Source organism: Pseudomonas sp. 43mfcvi1.1, assembly GCF_900115935.1.
GTDB lineage: Bacteria > Pseudomonadota > Gammaproteobacteria > Pseudomonadales > Pseudomonadaceae > Aquipseudomonas > Aquipseudomonas bijieensis.
Map to the genome: position 1 here is coordinate 1 of NZ_UETT01000007.1, position 18225 is coordinate 18225.

The 18225-nt window shown below is 55.7% G+C and carries 19 protein-coding genes and 2 pseudogenes; 10 read left to right on the top strand and 11 right to left on the bottom strand.

Annotation, left to right across the window (positions count from 1 at the left end):
- Together DTP52_RS14830 and DTP52_RS14835 are read left to right on the top strand one after the other, a co-directional pair.
- The coding region (locus tag DTP52_RS14830) for an integrase core domain-containing protein (RefSeq protein WP_146206859.1) at positions 1 to 326 on the top strand (326 nt) is incomplete at its 5' end.
- Between the two features lie 720 nt (positions 327 to 1046).
- Positions 1047 to 2336, top strand: coding sequence for an ABC transporter substrate-binding protein (locus tag DTP52_RS14835; protein WP_109754020.1), 1290 nt, complete (start codon positions 1047 to 1049; stop codon positions 2334 to 2336).
- Between the two features lie 24 nt (positions 2337 to 2360).
- On the opposite strand, the gene DTP52_RS14840 is transcribed toward DTP52_RS14835, so the two are convergent.
- From DTP52_RS14840 to DTP52_RS14855, 4 genes are all read right to left on the bottom strand, one after another.
- The gene (locus tag DTP52_RS14840; RefSeq protein WP_109754021.1) at positions 2361 to 3734 is read right to left on the bottom strand and encodes a HAMP domain-containing sensor histidine kinase; all 1374 of its coding nucleotides are present in this window, start codon (positions 3732 to 3734) and stop codon (positions 2361 to 2363) included.
- Positions 3703 to 4389, bottom strand: coding sequence for a response regulator transcription factor (locus DTP52_RS14845; protein WP_109754022.1), 687 nt, complete (start codon positions 4387 to 4389; stop codon positions 3703 to 3705). The genes DTP52_RS14840 and DTP52_RS14845 overlap by 32 nt, the downstream gene beginning before the upstream one ends.
- Positions 4390 to 4717: 328 nt before the next feature.
- On the bottom strand, positions 4718 to 5422 hold the full coding sequence (locus DTP52_RS14850; protein WP_109754023.1) for a YafY family protein: 705 nt from the start codon (positions 5420 to 5422) through the stop codon (positions 4718 to 4720).
- A gap of 2 nt (positions 5423 to 5424) precedes the next feature.
- Positions 5425 to 6357, bottom strand: a complete 933-nt coding sequence (locus tag DTP52_RS14855) for an NAD(P)-dependent alcohol dehydrogenase (protein ID WP_109754024.1) — start codon at positions 6355 to 6357, stop codon at positions 5425 to 5427.
- A 338-nt stretch (positions 6358 to 6695) separates the two neighbouring features.
- Here DTP52_RS14855 and DTP52_RS31350 point away from each other — a divergent pair.
- A pseudogene (locus DTP52_RS31350) lies at positions 6696 to 6869 on the top strand (LysR family transcriptional regulator); the annotation flags it as partial.
- Positions 6870 to 7030: 161 nt separating this feature from the next.
- Here the strand turns inward: DTP52_RS31350 and DTP52_RS14865 are convergent.
- The 4 genes from DTP52_RS14865 to DTP52_RS14880 all read right to left on the bottom strand — a co-directional run bounded on the left by DTP52_RS14865 (position 7031) and on the right by DTP52_RS14880 (position 9302).
- On the bottom strand, positions 7031 to 7372 hold the full coding sequence (locus DTP52_RS14865) for a putative quinol monooxygenase (RefSeq protein WP_212802453.1): 342 nt from the start codon (positions 7370 to 7372) through the stop codon (positions 7031 to 7033).
- 88 nt (positions 7373 to 7460) lie between these two features.
- The gene (locus DTP52_RS14870; protein ID WP_109754025.1) at positions 7461 to 7871 is read right to left on the bottom strand and encodes a DUF1330 domain-containing protein; all 411 of its coding nucleotides are present in this window, start codon (positions 7869 to 7871) and stop codon (positions 7461 to 7463) included.
- Positions 7872 to 7910: 39 nt separating this feature from the next.
- Positions 7911 to 8324, bottom strand: coding sequence for a putative quinol monooxygenase (locus tag DTP52_RS14875; protein WP_109754026.1), 414 nt, complete (start codon positions 8322 to 8324; stop codon positions 7911 to 7913).
- A gap of 72 nt (positions 8325 to 8396) precedes the next feature.
- Positions 8397 to 9302 carry a LysR family transcriptional regulator gene (locus tag DTP52_RS14880; protein ID WP_109754027.1) on the bottom strand — a complete coding sequence of 302 codons (906 nt, stop codon included), beginning with the start codon at positions 9300 to 9302 and terminating at the stop codon, positions 8397 to 8399.
- A gap of 195 nt (positions 9303 to 9497) precedes the next feature.
- On the opposite strand from DTP52_RS14880, the gene DTP52_RS14885 reads away from it, so the two are divergent.
- From DTP52_RS14885 to DTP52_RS14900, 4 genes and pseudogenes are all read left to right on the top strand, one after another.
- The gene (locus DTP52_RS14885) at positions 9498 to 10070 is read left to right on the top strand and encodes a flavodoxin family protein (protein WP_109754028.1); all 573 of its coding nucleotides are present in this window, start codon (positions 9498 to 9500) and stop codon (positions 10068 to 10070) included.
- Positions 10071 to 10106: 36 nt separating this feature from the next.
- Complete coding sequence (locus DTP52_RS14890; protein WP_109754029.1) at positions 10107 to 10406, top strand: superoxide dismutase; 300 nt, start codon at positions 10107 to 10109, stop codon at positions 10404 to 10406.
- Between the two features lie 64 nt (positions 10407 to 10470).
- A pseudogene (locus DTP52_RS14895) lies at positions 10471 to 10620 on the top strand (NAD(P)-dependent alcohol dehydrogenase); the annotation flags it as partial.
- Between the two features lie 12 nt (positions 10621 to 10632).
- Positions 10633 to 11322: a type 1 glutamine amidotransferase domain-containing protein gene (locus DTP52_RS14900; protein WP_109754030.1), complete on the top strand. Its 690-nt coding sequence runs from the start codon at positions 10633 to 10635 to the stop codon at positions 11320 to 11322.
- A gap of 114 nt (positions 11323 to 11436) precedes the next feature.
- On the opposite strand, the gene DTP52_RS14905 is transcribed toward DTP52_RS14900, so the two are convergent.
- Positions 11437 to 12177 (bottom strand): SDR family oxidoreductase, encoded by a 741-nt coding sequence (locus DTP52_RS14905; RefSeq protein ID WP_109754031.1) that lies wholly within the window; start codon positions 12175 to 12177, stop codon positions 11437 to 11439.
- Positions 12178 to 12473: 296 nt separating this feature from the next.
- Between DTP52_RS14905 and DTP52_RS14910 the strand changes: the two genes are divergently transcribed.
- The 3 genes from DTP52_RS14910 (at position 12474) to DTP52_RS14920 (ending at position 15064) form a co-directional block, all read left to right on the top strand.
- Complete coding sequence (locus DTP52_RS14910) at positions 12474 to 13505, top strand: amidohydrolase family protein (RefSeq protein WP_109754032.1); 1032 nt, start codon at positions 12474 to 12476, stop codon at positions 13503 to 13505.
- Between the two features lie 282 nt (positions 13506 to 13787).
- Positions 13788 to 14279 carry a cupin domain-containing protein gene (locus DTP52_RS14915; protein ID WP_178082487.1) on the top strand — a complete coding sequence of 164 codons (492 nt, stop codon included), beginning with the start codon at positions 13788 to 13790 and terminating at the stop codon, positions 14277 to 14279.
- Entirely contained in the window at positions 14276 to 15064 is a 789-nt protein-coding gene (locus DTP52_RS14920) for a carboxymuconolactone decarboxylase family protein (RefSeq protein WP_109754033.1), read from the top strand. Before DTP52_RS14915 ends, DTP52_RS14920 begins: the two co-directional genes overlap by 4 nt.
- 4 nt (positions 15065 to 15068) lie before the next feature.
- Here the strand turns inward: DTP52_RS14920 and DTP52_RS14925 are convergent, their stop codons facing one another.
- On the bottom strand, positions 15069 to 15983 hold the full coding sequence (locus DTP52_RS14925) for a LysR family transcriptional regulator (RefSeq protein WP_109754034.1): 915 nt from the start codon (positions 15981 to 15983) through the stop codon (positions 15069 to 15071).
- A 28-nt stretch (positions 15984 to 16011) separates the two neighbouring features.
- A complete protein-coding gene (gene paoC / locus DTP52_RS14930) occupies positions 16012 to 18222 on the bottom strand; it encodes an aldehyde oxidoreductase molybdenum-binding subunit PaoC (RefSeq protein ID WP_109754035.1) in 2211 nt (736 codons plus the stop codon).
- Between the last annotated feature and the right edge of the window lie 3 nt (positions 18223 to 18225).

Consider the following 18225-nt stretch of genomic DNA (forward strand, 5'->3'; position numbering starts at 1 on the left):
GGCCTTCGGGTCTGCTGTTTCACTCGGATCAGGGGTCGCAATACGCAAGCCGGCTATTTCGTCAGCGATTGTGGCGTTATCGCATGCACCAGAGCATGAGTCGCCGGGGAAATTGCTGGGACAACGCGCCAATGGAGCGCGTGTTCCGCAGCCTAAAAACGGAATGGATACCGACCACGGGCTACAGAACGACTCAAGAAGCCAAGCGCGATATCAGCCACTTCTTGATGCATCGGTACAACTGGATTCGGCCTCACCAATTCAATGGTGGGTTGGCACCAGCTCGGGCCGAGGAAAAACTTAACGTCGTGTCCGGGATTAGTTGACCACTACACAGGGTCGCCAAAAAACATTTTGACTTGGCTCTAGAGTGGTGTTGTCAGCTCGAAAAAATCTCGCGATGCCCCCACATTTGCCCCCAGCCATATGCGATGCCCGAGCAATTACGTGCCTGCCCCCCGGCAGTGATCCAGCCACCGCGACTGGATACCTTTGCCGTAAAGTGAACGGTGTGTGAGGCATGTTCTTAAGCGACGCATTCAGCTTCGCTGTCTAAGCTGAGGCTTATCGGAAGTCAGGGTAGGGTGACTACCCCAGCACGAAGCAATGATCGACGCATTGGAAAGACAAGATCGGGATTCGCTCGTTAGCTTGTCCAAAGCTCACATCCAGCCTGCGAAGAACCTTTATCTCGAAATGCACGTCCGACAATGATCCCGCGACAAATCGGCTAGGCTGAGTCGAACCACATTCATATACGCCCCTCCGAGTCGCGCTGAGGGCGCTCTTTAAATTCCCGCGCAGGCTGATGATTGTATCGAAGCCTGTAGCTGGAACGCTCGACACTTTTGGCTTTTGATAAAGAACTCTCAATGAGAGTTGTCTAGAGCACATGCTCCGTAAGTATCTGGTAAGGCGCCTCGTCCTAAAGTTGCATCTCATCCCAACCGAGGTCACCGCGAGTACCTCGTCAAGTTGATGAAATTCAGCTCACTCCTCACCTCTCCGGTCGGAAGTGACACGCTTCGGCTTAAAAAGGAAGGCTAATGTCCAAACTACTCTTGTTGTTTTCACTTGCGCTAGTTGTAACGGGTTGCGCGAACATCCCAAGAAGCGAAATGTCGGAGTCTGTGTTTTCTTCGCTGGATTGTCCTGCAATCGTCAATCAATTAGATCAGGCACGCGCTACACGTGAGAATGCAGTTCAAGCGAAGCGCGGTTCTTGGAAGGTCATCATTCCCATCGCTATTGGCGTGCGTTACTTCAACGCAGCAAGTGTAGAGAATGAGGCTGATAAAAGGGTAGCTCTGCTGGTTGAGGAGCAACGGGCAAAGAGATGCACTCAGGTCTCTGATTTAACCAAAAATGCGCTACCTGCAGGAGATCGAAAAATGACCCCAATATCCGTTGTGTCGTTTCCATCTCCTCATGATTGGCCTATTTGGGTAGCCCAAGAACTCGGCTATTTTAGCCGCAGCGGAATAACCGTTTCACTGACCCCAACCCCGGATTCGAAATTTCAGCTTGCCGGACTCATTGAAGGAGATTTCGACATCGCGATGACTGGCATCGACAATGTTATTGCCTATACAGAAGGGCAAGGTGAAGCCCGTACGCAGCGGAACCCGGATTTATTCGCCTTCATGGGCGCCAGCAACAAAGGCTTCCTCCGGCTAGTGACCTCGCCGGAGATAAAAAAATACGCCGACCTCAAAGGTAAACAACTCTCAGTGGATGCTCAAACCACAGGCTACTCATTCGTGCTCCGTGAGTTACTGAAGGAGGGCGGTCTAGGGGCGGCGGATGTCGAGTTTGTCAGCGTGGGTGGGTTGCGTCAGCGTTACCAAACGTTAGTTGAGAATAAATATGCTGGCACGCTTCTTATCTCGCCATTACATGCGGCCGCTCAACAAAAGGGCTTCAATGTTCTTGCCAATGTGGAAGATGTACTGGGTCACTATCAAGCATCGGTCGGTGCCGCGCGCCGCGATTGGGCGAAACACAATCACGTTGAGTTAGTCGGCTACATTCGTGCGTATATGCAGGCTATCGAGTGGCTCCGTAACCCAACAAACAAGGCTGAAGCAATAGCGATCCTGAGTAAAAATATGCCGAACTTATCAGAAACCATGGTCGGCCAAACTTATGAAATGCTGTTGGTCCAGCAAGACGGACTTGATCCACGTGCTAAATTAGATATTTCGGGAATTGAGACTGTTCTCGCATTACGCAGTGAGTATGGAAAACCGCAAAAGACTCTAAGTTATTCTGGAAAGTACTACGATCTACAGTATCACGCAGAGGCAACTGAATCGCTGAGGTACCCGGAAAGCTGATCCGGCCTCCTTCGATCTAGCTGATCAGCTTTCCGATCGACACAAGCAAAAGATCAGGCCAGGCTCCGCTCTTCGGGCAGAAAGTGTCCATCGGTGCGCCCGCGCGATCTCTTGGCAAATAGTCAGGCCTAATCCGGCGCCATGGTCGCGTCGATGAGAGCCGCGCCAGAAACGAGCAAATACCTGCGATAGCTGCTCTGGCCCCACACCAGCGCCCCAATCACGTACAGTCAGGGAGTTTTCATCAAGCGTTACATGGACTTCAGTGCCCCGCGGGGCATGCTGGATAGCATTCTCAAGCAGGTTTTTCAGTAGCGTAAAAAGGGCGCTGCGGTCGGCCTGCCATAAGCACAGCGCAGCAGTACTGTTTACCAGAATGAGGCGGACGCCCGCTGCGTCGGCCATTCGTCGCAGATAAAAGATGGCTTCGTTTGCAACGTCCAGGGTATTAACGGCTGCAAGGCTGTAATTTTGTACCTCACTGGCTTCGGCCAAAAGCAACAGTTGTTGAACCTGCCGCGTCATGTGGGCGACATCGCTGAGTAGTGAACTGCGACCTTCGCTCTGCTCCATCAATTCGATTTGTGCGCGTATCAGTGCCAGCGGCGTTTTCAGTTCGTGTGCAGCTGTTGCCAGAAAATCCTGTTGTACACGGTACCCATGCTCTAAGCGCTCAAGCGTATGGTTAAAGCTGGCCACCAGCGGTGCAATTTCGGATGGCACAGTTTTTACCGCTAATCTGGAATGCAGAGACCGAGGGGAAATTGCGGCCGCAGACTCCGATACCTCACGTAAAGGTTTAAGCGTGTAGCCCAGCGTAACGTATGCGCAGCCGCCGAATACAAAAAGCAATACCAGGCTGAAGAGGACAATGCCAGCCCCCATGAACGGCCAGGCGAACCCGACATGGAGCAGCTCCATCAACCTCTTACTGGCCGCAAACTGCAAGTACCAGGTTCTGCCGTCATGCTCGACAGAGGACGTTGCAGCGTACATCAACAGGCCTTCACGCTCGAAGTTGAATGCTCCGCTCTCTGATCGGGTAATTACTATGTTAGAAGGCCAGAATTTATCCTCAGTGGACGTCAATCTGACATTCGCAGCGGAATCCAGCACTCGATAGCCGATTTCCTGGCCCAGGCTTTTATAGCTCCAGATTCGATTATCCTGGCTGCTATCGAATCCGATAGGCGTGCCAGCACTATCAAACTGAAGTTTGTTCGCCAACTCATGGCTACGCTCGGCCACATCCGCGGTCAGAAAAACATCGCTTTCTGAAACGATTAGAGCGAGTGCCGCTGACGCGATCAGGAGGATACTCAGCAGCACCCCAGCGACGTAGGCAAGCAGCATTTTAAAGCTAATACTATGGCGCCACATCGCATTGGCGTAACGCATATCCAAAACCTCGCAAATTAACAATTCGTTGAGGGCAGCCGATGGATATTAGTTTGCGGCGAATTCGATGGAGCGCCACATCCAGAGCATTCGGTGTCACTGCGTCACCTAGCCCCCATGCGGCAGCCTCAATTGCATTACGACGGACGAGCTCTCCCGGCTTGCGAAGTAACAGCAACATGATCTGCATTTCCGCAGGCGCCAGGGCGATGCTTGCATCGGCATTGCACATCATGCCGGTATCAGGTTGCACACTGAGTTCGCCATGGGAAGGCGCTAAGGGGCGGTGTTCGGCAGGTCGACGCAGAAGTGCCCGCACTCGAGCCACCATTTCGTCCATCGCGAATGGCTTGGGTAGATAATCATCGGCGCCAGCGTCCAGCCCCTCAACCCGGTCGTGCAGCGCATCTCTTGCCGTCAGGACAAGGCAGGGAAGCCCCATTCCCGCGTCACGCAAGCGCCGCAGCAAAATCAGCCCATCCCCGTCCGGCAAACCTCGATCAAGTACCAGCGCCTGATAAGGAACCTGCTGGAGGGCCGCCCACGCATTATCGACGCGGCTAATGACATCAACGGCAATTCCAGAGGTCGTTAAGCCTTTGCAAATAAGATGTGCCAAGCGCTCGTGGTCTTCGACCAAAAGAATACGACTCATAGGAACAGGCACATATAGCCGACCCGCGAATTGATTTTCGCAGAACGGTCCGGAACGGGCAGGCTTTTCAATAGAGCGCACAGGCTAGACATCTTAACGTTACTCAATGCGAAACAATGATCAAATGGGCAGTTGGCTACAGTGAATGGAGACTTACGAATCGCCAAGCTGCAAACTCCGCTATCCTCCGCTGCTTCATCTTACTGGCCGCTTACTGACTCATCCGGAAACTGCGCTCTGTGCGACCTTTGTGGCGTATCGGTGCCCTATCCGAACCTAACCCAGCGCAAAAATGCCTGGCAACATCCGACGTCTTTTATTCCTCCGATCAGCACACCTCGCCAGAGCCGTTACAAGGCAAGACCTCATGAGCCCGCCATTCCTTAATAAGCTGGCGCCGGTTACGACTGTAGCGCTCGGCAAGCACTTCCAGTTTTGCAATGTCATCCATAGCAATCACGCGGAACCGATTGTCCGCTTCACACCACGCCGACAGGAAGCGCTTTGCGTCTATGAAGCCCAGCATGATCGGCCAGATAATTTGTTTATCTGCAGGTGCGTGGGATATCGACAAGGTGATAAGCAGTTTGCGCTGATCACGCAATGCGAATCGGACTTCACTCAGGTCGATTGAAGTGGAAAGGTTGGAGTGGGCGCCCACGTAGAACGTTTCGTCGTCAAAGGTGTGACGCATATCCAGAGGCAACACGGCATTGATTTTGGCCAACGCATTCTTTACTGCGAGGGCAAATTTATCGTCTGTCTGACGACTGACCCACTGGGCACCGACTACAAGTGCCTGTATTTCTTCTTCTGTAAATGCAAGCGGGGGTAACAGAAAACCAGGTTTCAAAATATAACCTAAGCCAGGCTCGCCCTCGATGTCGGCGCCCATCCCCTGCAAGGTCACCACATCGCGACGTATGGTGCGTAATGAAACGCCCAACTCCCGCGCAAGTGTCTGGCCCGACACCGTTCTACGATGTCGGCGCAGCACTTGCATTAGCTCAAACAAACGGTGACTCCTGGCCATGTCTACTCCATCGCGATGACACCTTTACCGCCGAGCTTACGGCCTTTCTCAAGCTCAGTGATAAGCCGAATCGACTCGGACATCGAAACGGTTTCCGCAACTCGGACGTTGTAGCGCCTCTCACTGGCAGCCTTGGCAAGCTTATCCAATATCTCGGCGCGCGGTGAGCCTATGATCATTTTGAGTCTGCGATCAAAAAAAGCGCGGACAAACTTACCTAGGCCGGGGTTTAGATCAAGAAACACGCCTCCCGATTTTAGCGTCGCAACGCCTTTAGATATCGGCAGCGTTGCCGCGGTGTCGTAAACCACGTCGAATCGAGTGGCAATACTCGATAGCTGCATGTTCCGATAATCATAAACAGTCTGCACACCCAGCGACTTTGCTCGCTGCATGTCCCTGTCACTGCAACTGCCCGAGACGACGGCCCCATGAATCAGAGCTATTTGTACAGCGGCTTCGCCTACGGCTCCGGCACATCCATTGACGAAGACATGCTGGCCGGCTCGCAGCTTGGCCTTGTCTATAAGCCCGTTCCAGGCAGTTATACCTGGGGTGCCCAGGCAGGCGGCGTGCTCGAATGACACATCATCCGGCTTATGGGCTAAAAACGCCTCTTTTGTGATAACAGCATGGCCAAACGCTCCGCTTTCTTTAAATCGAGCAAGTCCAAACACCGGGTCCCCGACCTTGAATCGCGTGACGCCGGCGCCGATCGATATAACCCTGCCAGAGAAATCCATTCCCATCGTGCGAGGGAATTTCCGACCGGTAACGATCTTCATTTGCCCAGTCCGCAGCTTCCAGTCAATTGGATTGATCGCTGAAAACTTGACACTGACACCGACCTCACCTTCGCCTGGGGTAGGAAGCTCAAAGTCTTGAACCTGCATAACCTCTGGCCCGCCATATCTGCTGTACTGAATGCGTTTCATGATGCGTCTCCAAACTCCGGCATACGACTGGGGTAGTCACCGAGTGGAATCTACAGAGCAAGGCGGTCAGTTTTTGTCACCATTCGATCAGCTTTCTACTTAGTTCGCCTGTGCTGAGCTGTCGCCGATTTCGATGGTGTGCAATTGTTCGTTGAGGTAGTTGAAGCCGATGGTTTTGCCAAGGCTGGCAAACGACGTGCTCGCACTTTGAGCTTCCCAAGATCCTCGAAAGCCAAGCGCCAATTAACCCGACATCACCAGCGCAGCAAGTTACCGGTGTATCACGCTCATTTACGCAAGCACGGGGGGAGTCGGGGTCGAGCAGGCCGGCGCGATCACTGGCGGAACCGGTACGTGACTGGCCGTGGATTCTGCAGCCGCAACCCCGCCCGGCGCGTATCAGCTTTCACTTGGCGTTGCAGGACCTGGCACTGCCCAGCCCGCCCGATATCATCGAATGCGGCTCGGTGTATTTGATGCAGCAACTGATCCAACTGACCGATGCGGTGATGTGTCATCGGAAAGCGCCTGTGTAGGAGGGGGCTTGACCGCGAAGGTCGTTGACGCGGCCCCCTATGGAAACGTGGAGCTTCCATGGCAGAGGGCGGCCCACTGATGGTGATAAATATCTGTAAGGTCTTGAGCCATTATTGGGCTCGATACCTGATCTATTTTACTGGACACACCAATCGAAGCTCTTGGCCCCTAGAACCGCTGGAGAGGTTTGTATGATCTGTCGCGAAATGACCTTGCCCTCGCTTGCTCGAAGGAACGTCTTGAAATGTGCAGATTCCACGTGTGCCTGATAAGCCGCCTGATCCCGATAAACCTCCACCACATAGAGCCTGGTCGGGTCGTCTGTATCAACGGCGCAATACATTGAGAAAACACCCGGCTCGCTCCGTAACGACGTCTCAATATTTATCCTGCCTGCTTCGAGAAACGGTGGTATGTCGTGTGGATCGAGCACGAACTCGAAGATTCGCAGGATTGGAACATCATTTTCGATGGCCATGGTTTATTTGCTCCAACGGATCGCTATCAACATGATCATGGCAGGTCTTCCAAGCCCCTCTGATCCACACGCTCATGGTTATCCCTTTCTACTTCGGCTCGCCTTCGACGATATAGGCATTGGTATGGCCTGATCGCTGCCGGAAGGGCCGGATCTTGGCGTACTCAGGTGAGTTGTACCAGGCACGAGCCTGCTCAAGGCTATCGAACTCGATGATGATCAACCGATGACTCGGTGGACTGCCTTCGAGCGGGCTGACTCCGGGGGCACGCACTATGTATCGTCCGCTGTAGCGCTCAAACGTGGCATCCACCTGATCCCGGTATGGCTTGATTCCCTCCGGGTCGGTCAGTTCGAATTCGGCAATGTAGTAGGCAGGGGCGCTTCCTTTAGCCTGCTGAGCCTGGGGAGGCGGTGTCTGAGCTTGGGCAATGGGCGCGCCAAGGGTCAAGATTACAGTCGCGACGGCCATATAAAATGCGGTGTTATTCAGCTTCATTGGTCATGCTCCTTCGCAAGATTGAGGTGGCGTTGGTCGTCAGTCAGGCTGTGGCGCTTTGGCGCTGAGTTGGACGGGTTGTGTTTCAATCAGCTTGCGCGACAAGATCATGGGCTGTGTGATCGCTACATATTTCTTGAAGTGCGGGGATTCGATGTGTGCTCGATAGGCTTCCTCGCTAGCGTATATCTCGAAAAAACGAAGACTGTTGGGCTTTCCCTTTTCCGCGACTGAATAGATGGCGAGCACGCCAGGTTCAACGCGGATGGATTCTTCCATTTCTTCCCTGACGGCCACCTTGTAGGCTTCAAGCTGTGCCGGATCGATCACCAATTCGGCAATGCGTACGACGGTCGCGGGTGTCTCTTGTGCCTGCACCGTACCTGCTCCGAGGCTAAATGCCACACCAGCGCAAAATAGCGCCGACAGGAGTCGGTTTCTGTTTTTTGTCATGTGATATCTCCTTGGGTCAATGGGGTCTGATGCAGCGGCGCATGACTTACCTTTCAATCATCGAGGGTGCTTTCAGTCTTGCGGGTATTTCTCCAACTCGCATACAAGCACGTCGATAGCAAGTCGAGATCGAAGCGGCTGATATTGGGCAGCAGGCCAGACCACATAGCACTCCATGGCTGCTCTAGGCCGATCTCCCCATATCTCTACGAGCGAGCCCTGCTGCATCCGATCCCGGATCAGCCAGTAAGGAAGCCAAGCCAGGCCCATGCCCTCGGCGGCGGCATCCGCAATCACCTCCAAGTCGTCGAAGCGCAGGCGTGAAGTGACATTAACGTCAACCAGCGCACCTTTTGCGTCGGGAAGCTTCCACGCCAAACCGTGATCGTTGCGCCAGTATGGAAGTAGGTCATGGTCAGTCAGATCGGCTAACGTGTGTGGCTCGCCCCGTCGTTCAAGATAAGCCTGCGAGGCGCACAGCACCTTTCGTTGACTGACTAACTGGCGCGCACGCAGGGTCGAGCCATTGCCTAGCCGACCGTTGCGCACTGCGAGGTCAAAACCCTCGGCGATCAAGTCAACCTGGCGGTCGCTGAAATTGAGCTCCAGCTCTAGGTTGGGATGTTGGCGCGCATATGACCGCAAAATGGGCGCGACACGATAGCGCCCGAACAAAACAGGAAGCGTGACTCGCAACTTGCCGACGACCTCCCGCCGGCCGTTCTCCAGCATGGTCTCACCCGCGCGCAACTCATCGATCGCACGTAGGCAGCGCTCATAGTACTGCTGGCCGTCCTCGGTCAGACACTGAGTTCTCGTGGTCCGCTGAAACAGCTGAACGCCAAGTCGCTCCTCTAGACGTGCAATCGCCTTGCCGACCGCCGAGCGCGTCAAGGAAACCCGTTCACCGGCTTTCGCAAAACCACCGGCGTCGACGACTTCCACGAACAGCTGCACACCATCGAATCTATCCCGCACGGCTAGCTCCCTTGGATTGTAGAATTAAAGGACGCACTGACGATAACTATTACCTCCAATGCTGATTAATATTCTACTTTAAAGTAGCACAGCAGCACACGGTGTCTCTCTGTGCTTTTGCAACGTTGTGGTTCACACCAAAAGAACTACCTGCCTATGGATCTCACGTATGGCCAAAGAACAGGGGGGAGTTATATGAAGTTGATCTCAATTGTGTATGACAGTGGTTATGGTCATACCGCACGTGTGGCCGAGGCAGTTGCTGAAGGCGCCAGATCGGTCGACGGTGCCGACGTCCGGCTGATCGCCGTGGCGGATGGTCCGATCGACTGGGAGCGGCTAGAGAAGAGCGACGCGATTATCTTCGGCTCACCGACTTATAACGGCATGATCAGCGCTCGCTTCAAGCAGTTCTTTGAGGACTCCACGAAGGCCGCGTGGATCGAACTCAAGTGGCGCGACAAGCTCGCTGCCGGTTTCACCAATTCTGGCGCGCAGCACGGCGACAAGCTGAATTCGCTGGTCTCCATGGCGCTGTTCGCCGCTCAGCACGGCATGATCTGGCTTGGTCTGGACATGATGCCGGGTAACAGCAGTAGCACCGGTAGCGAAAACGATCTCAATCGTCATGGAAGTTGGCTCGGCGCCATGACGCAGTCGAACAACGACCAAGGCGCCGATCTCACGCCGATTCGCAGTGATCTCGATACCGCCTCTTATCTAGGCAAACGGGTCGCCCAGACTGCCCGTCGATTCAATTCTGTATAAGCCATTTCGCCTCAAATCCAATCCAGGAGCAAGACCATGAAATTGCTTTGCCTCGACGTCCCGCAGCCCGGCGCCACGATGGAAAAATATGCACCACATATGGCGGACGAAGTCCGCCACACCTGGCAGATGTACAAGGGCGACATTATCCGGGATATCTATTTCCGGCAGGATCGTCCCGGTGTCGCGATCATCGCCGAAGCCGAATCTGTCGAAGTCGCCAAGGCAGCATTGGCCGAGTTCCCGCTCGCCAAGGCAGGCCTCATTGATTGGGAGGTTATCCCGCTTGGTCCCTTCACCAACTGGGAAGCGCTGTTCGCTGCTGGCAACGCCTGAGACCAACAACAGGAGGCACCGATGGGATCGACCGCGCTGCGCAAGTGGAGCGGCCGGATTCGGACAGGAGATGCTGGATTTCTGTGGAGAGCACGGCATTGTCTCGGACGTCGAGATCATTCCCATCCAGAAGATTAACGAAGCCTACGAGCGCATGTTGAAAAGCGATGTGAAGTACCGCTTCGTCATCGATATGGCCACGATAAAGTCCTGAGGAAGTAAAAACATGACAAGCACGATCAAACCCATCCTGTGCGTGGTCACCAGCCATCCGATCCGCGGCGACAGTGGCGAACCCACCGGTTTCGCCATGGTTGAGCTGACCCATCCGCTGGAAGTCTTCGAGGCAGCTGGGATTGCGGTGGAGATCGCTTCCATCCGAGGAGGTCATCCGCCGATCGACTTCTTTGACTTGTCCGATTCAACCAACGACCACTACTGGAAGGACAAGGGCTTCCGAGACGCACTGGCTCATTCCCTGGTGCTCAGCGATCTCGACCCCTCGCGCTACTCGGCGGTCTTCTTCGTCGGCGGCCATGGCACGATGTGGGACTTTGCGGACAGCGCGGCTGTGCAGAAGGTCATTCGCGAGATATGGGAGGCCGGCGGCATCGTCTCGGCCGTTTGCCACGGCCCGGCCGCGCTGGTGAATGCGACATTGTCGGACGGCAGCTATCTCGTCGCCGGCAAGAAGCTCGCATCCTTCACGGATGAGGAAGAGGCCGAGGTCCAGTACACCACGGTTGTGCCGTATTTGCTGGCGAGCACGTTAAAGGCGCGCGGCGCACTGCATCAGCCAGCCCCTAACTGGTCAGAGCAAGTGGTAACCGATGGGCACCTGGTGACCGGCCAAAACCCAGCCTCAGCGCGTGGCGTGGGCAAAGCGGTCGTCGCCCAGTTGAAGGCGACGACCTGACGGAGGGACGGAAGTGGTTCGTCTGCCGATTTTGTCATCGGGGCTGGCACGATTCTGGCTCCGATATGGAGGCAGCATGCAGCCACGATCATTCAGGGCCCGCTTGGGTTCGAATCAGCCGAGGCTGTTCATTCTTTCGAACATGGCTTCTCCAAGCTCGCGTGTCTTGGCCGAAACACCGATCAACACTTCATCCTTGCCTTCGGCAAGTTGCTCAAGCGTCTCCTTGGCGAAGTCGTCGGGGGTGACCATCATGTGATTGACGGTGCCTTCGCTGCGGGCGCCGCCACCCAGTCCGGTATCGACGATCGGCGGGGCGATCTCGATCACTCGGATGCCGGTCGTCTTGAGTTGATGCCGCAGACTGAGCGTGAAGGAGTGAATCGCGGCCTTGGTCGCGCAGTAGACCGGCACGTCAGCCATGGGCGAGAAGGCCAAGCCCGAACTGACGTTAATCACATAGGCTTGGGCTTGCAGCCTGAGCGTAGGCAACAAGTCAGCAATCAAGTGGATGGGCGCAGTGAAATTGATCGCCACTTCTTGATCCAAGCTGTCCGTTGCGGGATCGGTGGTGAAGTCGCGATGTGCCTGGATGCCGGCATTGTTGATAAGGACGTTCAGGGTCGGATGGTGGGTCTTCAACCACTGAACCAATGCACGGCGACTGACCGCGTCGGCCACGTCGCAGACGTGCGTAACCAAGGCCGGCACCGCGTCCTTGGCCTGCCGCAAGGCGGTCTCGCTACGGCCGCAGATGATGACCTTATTGCCTTCGCTGGAAAAGCGTTTTGCCAGCGCCAAGCCGATGCCTGTTGCGCCGCCAGTAATGAGAATGGTGTTGTCTGTAAGTTTCATCGTCTTTCCTTCCGTGTTGATAGAGAAGGTGTGCCGACGATTAATGAGGTATCCGCGGGCACACCTTCGCAACCGGCAAGCCGGGCTAGGTGTCGCGGATACCCCATGGGGAGGAGTTGCCGTTCCGTGGAACAGCGACCGGGCTACCATCCGGCCAGCACTCTTTCGACGGCTAGAACTTTATCGGTTTGATTGGCCGTTCACAACCATTTGCCGACGTTGGCAACGGGCACGCTTTGAAGGCGACAGAGAGCGCTCGTGAAGGGCGATCACTTTTCGGAACCCAGGAAGTCATCATGAAACTGATCTGTGTCGAAGAACATGTACTCGATTCTGCCATTGGTAAAGCTACGCAAATGCGCGCACTGGCGCAGGCTCCTTATCTTCCTGATTGGGGTAGTCGCGTAACCGACGGTTGCAATGTCACGGATGACAGTCGTCCGCATGTGGTTGCGGCCAGCGAGTCGGCAAGAAAGGCACTGGAGATGGGCGCCGCACGTTTGGCGGACATGGACGCGGCGGGAATTGGCATGCAGGTGCTTTCCTATGGTGGGTTCCCCCAGTTGTTGCCTGCGCAAGAAGCCGTCGAACTGAATCGAGCTGCCAACGACAGGCTGGCCGAGGCTGCCCAAGCCCATCCAGAACGTTTCGCCGGCTTTGCAACCCTGCCGTGGCAGGCGCCGGAAGCAGCTGCACGGGAATTGGAGCGGGCAGTAAAGGAGCTGGGCCTCAAAGGAGCACTTATCAACGGCCGTCCTGGCGAAACGTTTCTGGACGATCCGCGCTATGCACCGATCCTGGCAGCGCTCGATGAAATGCAGGTGCCGCTGTTCGTCCATCCCGGCCTGCCGCTGCCGGCGGTGCAGGCCCCTTACTACGGTGGATTTGATCGCGAACTAACCGCTCGCCTGTCGATGTTCGCTTGGGGTTGGCACAACGAAGCCGGTATTCACGTCGTGCGTTTATTGCTTGCAGGTGTGTTTGACCGTTATCCAAATCTGCAGGTCATCAGCGGACACTGGGGGGAAATGGTGCCGTTCTACCTGCAGCGTTTGGAAGACTCCATTCCGCAGGAGGCCTCTGGCCTGAAACGACCCATCGTGCAGACTTATCGTGAGCATGTGTACGTCACCCCCAGTGGCATGCTGACGCTGCCGCACTTTCAGTTTGTTCATTCGTTGATGGGGTCTGAGCGCATCCTGCACTCCATCGACTATCCCTACCAAAGCCTGGATGGCGCGCGAGCCTTCATCGACGCACTCCCAATTAGCGATGCGGAGAAAGCACTCATCGCTCACGGTAATGCCGAACGTCTGCTGCGTCTTTGAAGCGAACAACCGGGCTGCAAAATACGCGGGCCGGGAACGCTTGAGTGCCTCGGCCACCGCCTTCACGACAATGGTGGGAGTATGGAAGCGGTCCCCGGGCGATCCCGCGAGGTCTCGGACCATCGCTCGCGCCAGCCGACGTTTGCGCAAGCCCAGCGCTGAGCGCACACCGGCCTATTGTTGAGGGCTGCTCATCGGTGCATAAACCAAACAGCCGGTAGTTGAACGTAGAGACATCAATTAGGTTGTTCGCAACTCTATTCATTGAGCAAGGAGCTACCGATGCGCCCAAGAGCAGCCATGCCTGCAGTCGCCCTGCTGGCCACCATCGCATTTAACGCCTGCGCTGCTGATGCCCCCTCCGAGCAATCCATGACGATCGTGAGAAATGGTGAGCAGGCATCCCTAATCGGGCCGCCAGCTAATTTTGTGGGGCATGCACGAATTGACCCTCTCTTCGCCCCACGGGCACCGTCGAAAGTCTCGGCAGGGTATGTGACCTTTCAACCGGGTGCGCGATCGATGTGGCATACCCACCCGTTGGGACAAATGTTGGTGGTCACAATGGGTACCGGATGGGTTCAACAAGAGGGCGCTGATAAACAGGTCATCAAGCCTGGAGACGTGATATGGACGCCGCCTGGCGTCAAGTATTGGCATGGCGCAACGAGCACGACCGGCGTGACTCACATGGCCATTCAAGAGACGCTTGACGGCAAAAATGTCGAGTGGCTTGAGCCAGTTACCGAAGCCCAGTACGGCGCTTCATTATGATTATTCGAACATTTGCAGCAGCAGGCTTAGCGCTGTGCTTGTCTGCATGCGCCACCCCCGAGGGGGCGCGGACTAAGGAAATTTCGCACATGTCAAATTCAGCCGATATACACGCCGCATCACCGGTAATGGCTCACAACGCTGGCACATTATTGCTCGGTGAGGTCTGGAAGCGCCCAGAGTTGTCTCCCCGTGACCGGAGCCTGGCAACGGTCGCCGTGCTGATTGCGCGAGGTCAGACAACTGAGCTGGCGGCATACCTGGATCTGGCGTTGAAGAACGGGGTGACGCCTTTGGAGTTGTCCGAAACTATCAACCATCTCGCATTTTATTCGGGTTGGGGTAACGCCGCTGGAGCAGCGCCGATTGCCAAAGAGGTGTTTAGCAAGCATGGCATAGCCTCTGACCAACTGGCGCCGGTGTCGCCCGTGCTATTGCCTATCGATCAGGCTGCCGAAGACGCACGCGTTGCAGCTGTCGACAAATCTGTTGGCCCGGTTTCGCCAGGGTTAGTGAAATTCACCACCAGTGCGTTATTCAACGATCTCTGGCTGCGTCCGGGTCTTGCGCCCAGAGACCGTAGCCTGATTACTGTTACGACGTTAGTTGCAAACGGTCAGGTTGCGCAGATCGGTTACCACCTTAATCGTGCGATGGACAATGGCCTGACGCAGACCGAGGCTTGCGAATTGCTTTCACATCTGGCGTTCTATGCTGGATGGCCTAACGCCTTCTCAGCCGTGCCGGTATTTAGCGATGTGTTCACCAAGCGCCAGGCGAGCTGAGTCGCTAGGGGAGTGGCCCCATGGGTTCGAGTTCGCGGATGAGGTCAATCAGTAGGCGAATGCCTACGGGAACTTGTCTGAAGCTTGAGTAGTAGATGTGAAAGCCTGGGTCATGGTGAGCCCAGTCCTCAAGGACTCGCCGCAGGGAGCCTTCCGTGATCTGTCGTTCGACGACCTTCGCAGGAACATACATCAAGCCGGCGCCGCGCATTGCCATCGCCACACCAACGCGGGTCTCATCGATAGTGATGGCGCCCGGCGCGTCTATCTCCATCTGTTGATCCTCCTTCGAGAATTGCCAGTGGTAAATGCGTGCATTCCCCAGACGCACGCGTAAACAACGATGTTGGTACAGCTCTTCCGGATGTAGCGGGGTGCCGAATCGCTCAAGGTAATCAGGCGCGCCAACGACGGCCCATGCCACATCGGGAGAGAGTCGTTGAGCGATCATGTCTTCGGGCACCGTCCCGCCGAAACGAATCCCTGCATCGTGGCCGTCGCCGATAATATCGACCATTCGGTTAGTCACGGTGAGGTCAACCTCGATGTCCGGATAGCGATCAATGAAAACCGGAAGAACGGGGCCGAGCAGCAGTTTTGCGCCATCGCTCAACACGTTCAGGCGGATACGCCCGGCTGGCTCATCGCGTAGCCGGTTCAGGGTCTCCAGCGCCTGTCCGATATCATTGACCGGGGTGCTGATGAGGCTTTGCAGCTCCTCACCAGCTGCTGTGAGTGTCACGCTTCGGGTGGTGCGATTGAGCAGTCGAACGCCAAGCCGTGTCTCCAGACCTTTCATGGCATGGCTCAGCGCAGACGCGCTGATGCCCACGTCCAGCCCCGCCTTTCTGAAGCTTTGATGCCGAGCGATGGCAAGGAAATAAACAATATCTGCCAGGTTCGTGCGGCTCAGTTGCATTGATGACTCCGAAGCAAAAGCGGTAAGGTCAGCCCACAGCGGGCAAGTGGTCAATCAACTTGTCGAGCGTAATGGGGTAATCACGAACCCTTATGCCGGTAGCGTTATAAACAGCGTTGGCAATCGCCGCTGCCGCTCCTGAAATACCGAGTTCGCCTACACCTTTAGCCTTCAGCGGAGTCGCATAGGAGTCAACTTCATCCAGGAAAATAACCTCCTGGTGGGGGATGTCGGCATGCACCGGTACTTCGTAGCCAGCCAGATCGTGATTAACAAAATAGCCCAAGCGGTGATCCACAATCATTTCTTCCATAAGTGCTGCACCCGCGCCCATGGTCATTCCCCCGATGATCTGACTACGTGCTGTTTTGGGGTTGAGTATTCTGCCTGCTGCGCACACTGCCAACTGGCGACGAATGCGAATTTCTCCTGTGGCCGCGTTTACACCAACCTCTACGAAGTGAGCGCCAAAGGTTTGTTGGGCATACTGCTTAGCCAAGTCGCCAAACTCCATGACGTCTTCGGCCTGCAAGTCGCCGTCTCTTGTCGCTTGTGCCAATGGTAGGTTTTTCGACCCTTCACGGACGTGACCATCGATAAATTCGGCTTTTGTCGGATCGAGGCCTAACTTGGTTGCGACCGCTTCTCTAAGTTTCACACAAGCAGCATAGACGCCCGCCGTGGATGAGGCTGCGCCCCATTGGCCGCCTGAACCCGATGACTCCGGAAATCTTGAGTCGCCCAGGTAGACGTTCACCTTGTCCATGTCCACGCCCATCATTTCCGCAGCCGTTTGAGCAATGATTGTGTAAGAACCGGTGCCAATATCGGTCATGTCGGTTTCGACGGTGACCATGCCTTTGCGATCAAGTCGCACGCGCGCAGCGGACTTTGTCGTGGGTGCGCCTCGAATCGCCGACGCCATCCCCAGCCCGACCCACCAACCGTCATGTAGTTCTTTAGCCGGTTGGGTACTACGCCGAGCCCAGCCAAAATGATCGGCTCCCGTATGCAGGCATTCGACTAACTGGCGCTGAGAGAACCGGCGATCAGGCTGCTCCGGGTCTACCTGAGTGTCGTTGATGACGCGAAACTTCACAGGATCAATCCCCAGTTTCTCAGCTATTTCGTCCATGGCAATTTCCAGTGCCATCATGCCTGGAGCTTCACCCGGCGCGCGCATGGCGCTACCTTCGGCAAGGTCGAGTTCGGCGAGATACAAGCGTGTCATGCGGTTTGCGCCCGCATACAAGGTTCGGGTCGATGCGGTGGCCGCTTCAGTGCGACCACCGCGCAGATTGCCAGACCAGCTCTCGTGGCCGACGGCAGTGAGTGTGCCGTCCGGATTTGCACCGAGCCGGATTCTTTGAATCGTCGCGGGTCTATGGGTCAGGTTGTTAAACATGAGCGGGCGGGGGAGTGCTACTTTCACCGGGCGCCCGGCCGCTCTAGCGGCAAGAGACGCCAATACGGCGTCGCACAGGATGGTGCCTTTTCCACCAAAGCCGCCGCCGATGTAGGGTGAGATCAGGTGAATGTTGTCTTTGGAGATGCCTAGCGTTTTAGCGAGGTCTCTGACACCCCAGTTCATCTGCTGAATGGATGTCCATAGCGTCAGTTTGTCTCCCTGCCACTGAGCGATGGTGGCATGAGGCTCCATCATCGCGTGGGCATGATCCGGGGTAGTGTAATGGCCGTCGAGGGTGACGGCTGCCTGCTTGAACGCGCCTTCGAAATCCCCGATCGCGGTGTGGGGAGGAGGGCCGAACGCACCCGGCGCGGGTGTCTTGGCTGACGCTCTCTGTGCGGCGAGGTCGTAGGCCCCAGGCTCTCTTACGTAGTAGACCCGAAGCAGAGTCGAAGCAGCCCTGGCTTGTTCAAACGTCTGTGCGACGACAATGGCTACGGCCTGGTGATAGTGATCGATCTTTGGGCCGGCAAGTGCGCGGTCAACGTAAAATTCGCCCTTGTCCAGTCGACCCGCATTCTCATAGGTGACGATTGTAATCACGCCACTGGCTTGGCGTGCTTCGCTCGAATCAATTGAGGAAATTCGACCTTTGCCGATTGCTGAACCCACGACATAGCCGTAGGCGGGGGGACTGACAGCGGCCTGTTGTTCGTAAGCATAGGTCGCCGTGCCGGTTGTTTTCAGTTTGCCTTCAACTCGATCTTTGGGTTGACCAATCACCTTCATTTGATCAATGGGATTGGTGCTCGCAGGCGTATCAAACTTCATGAG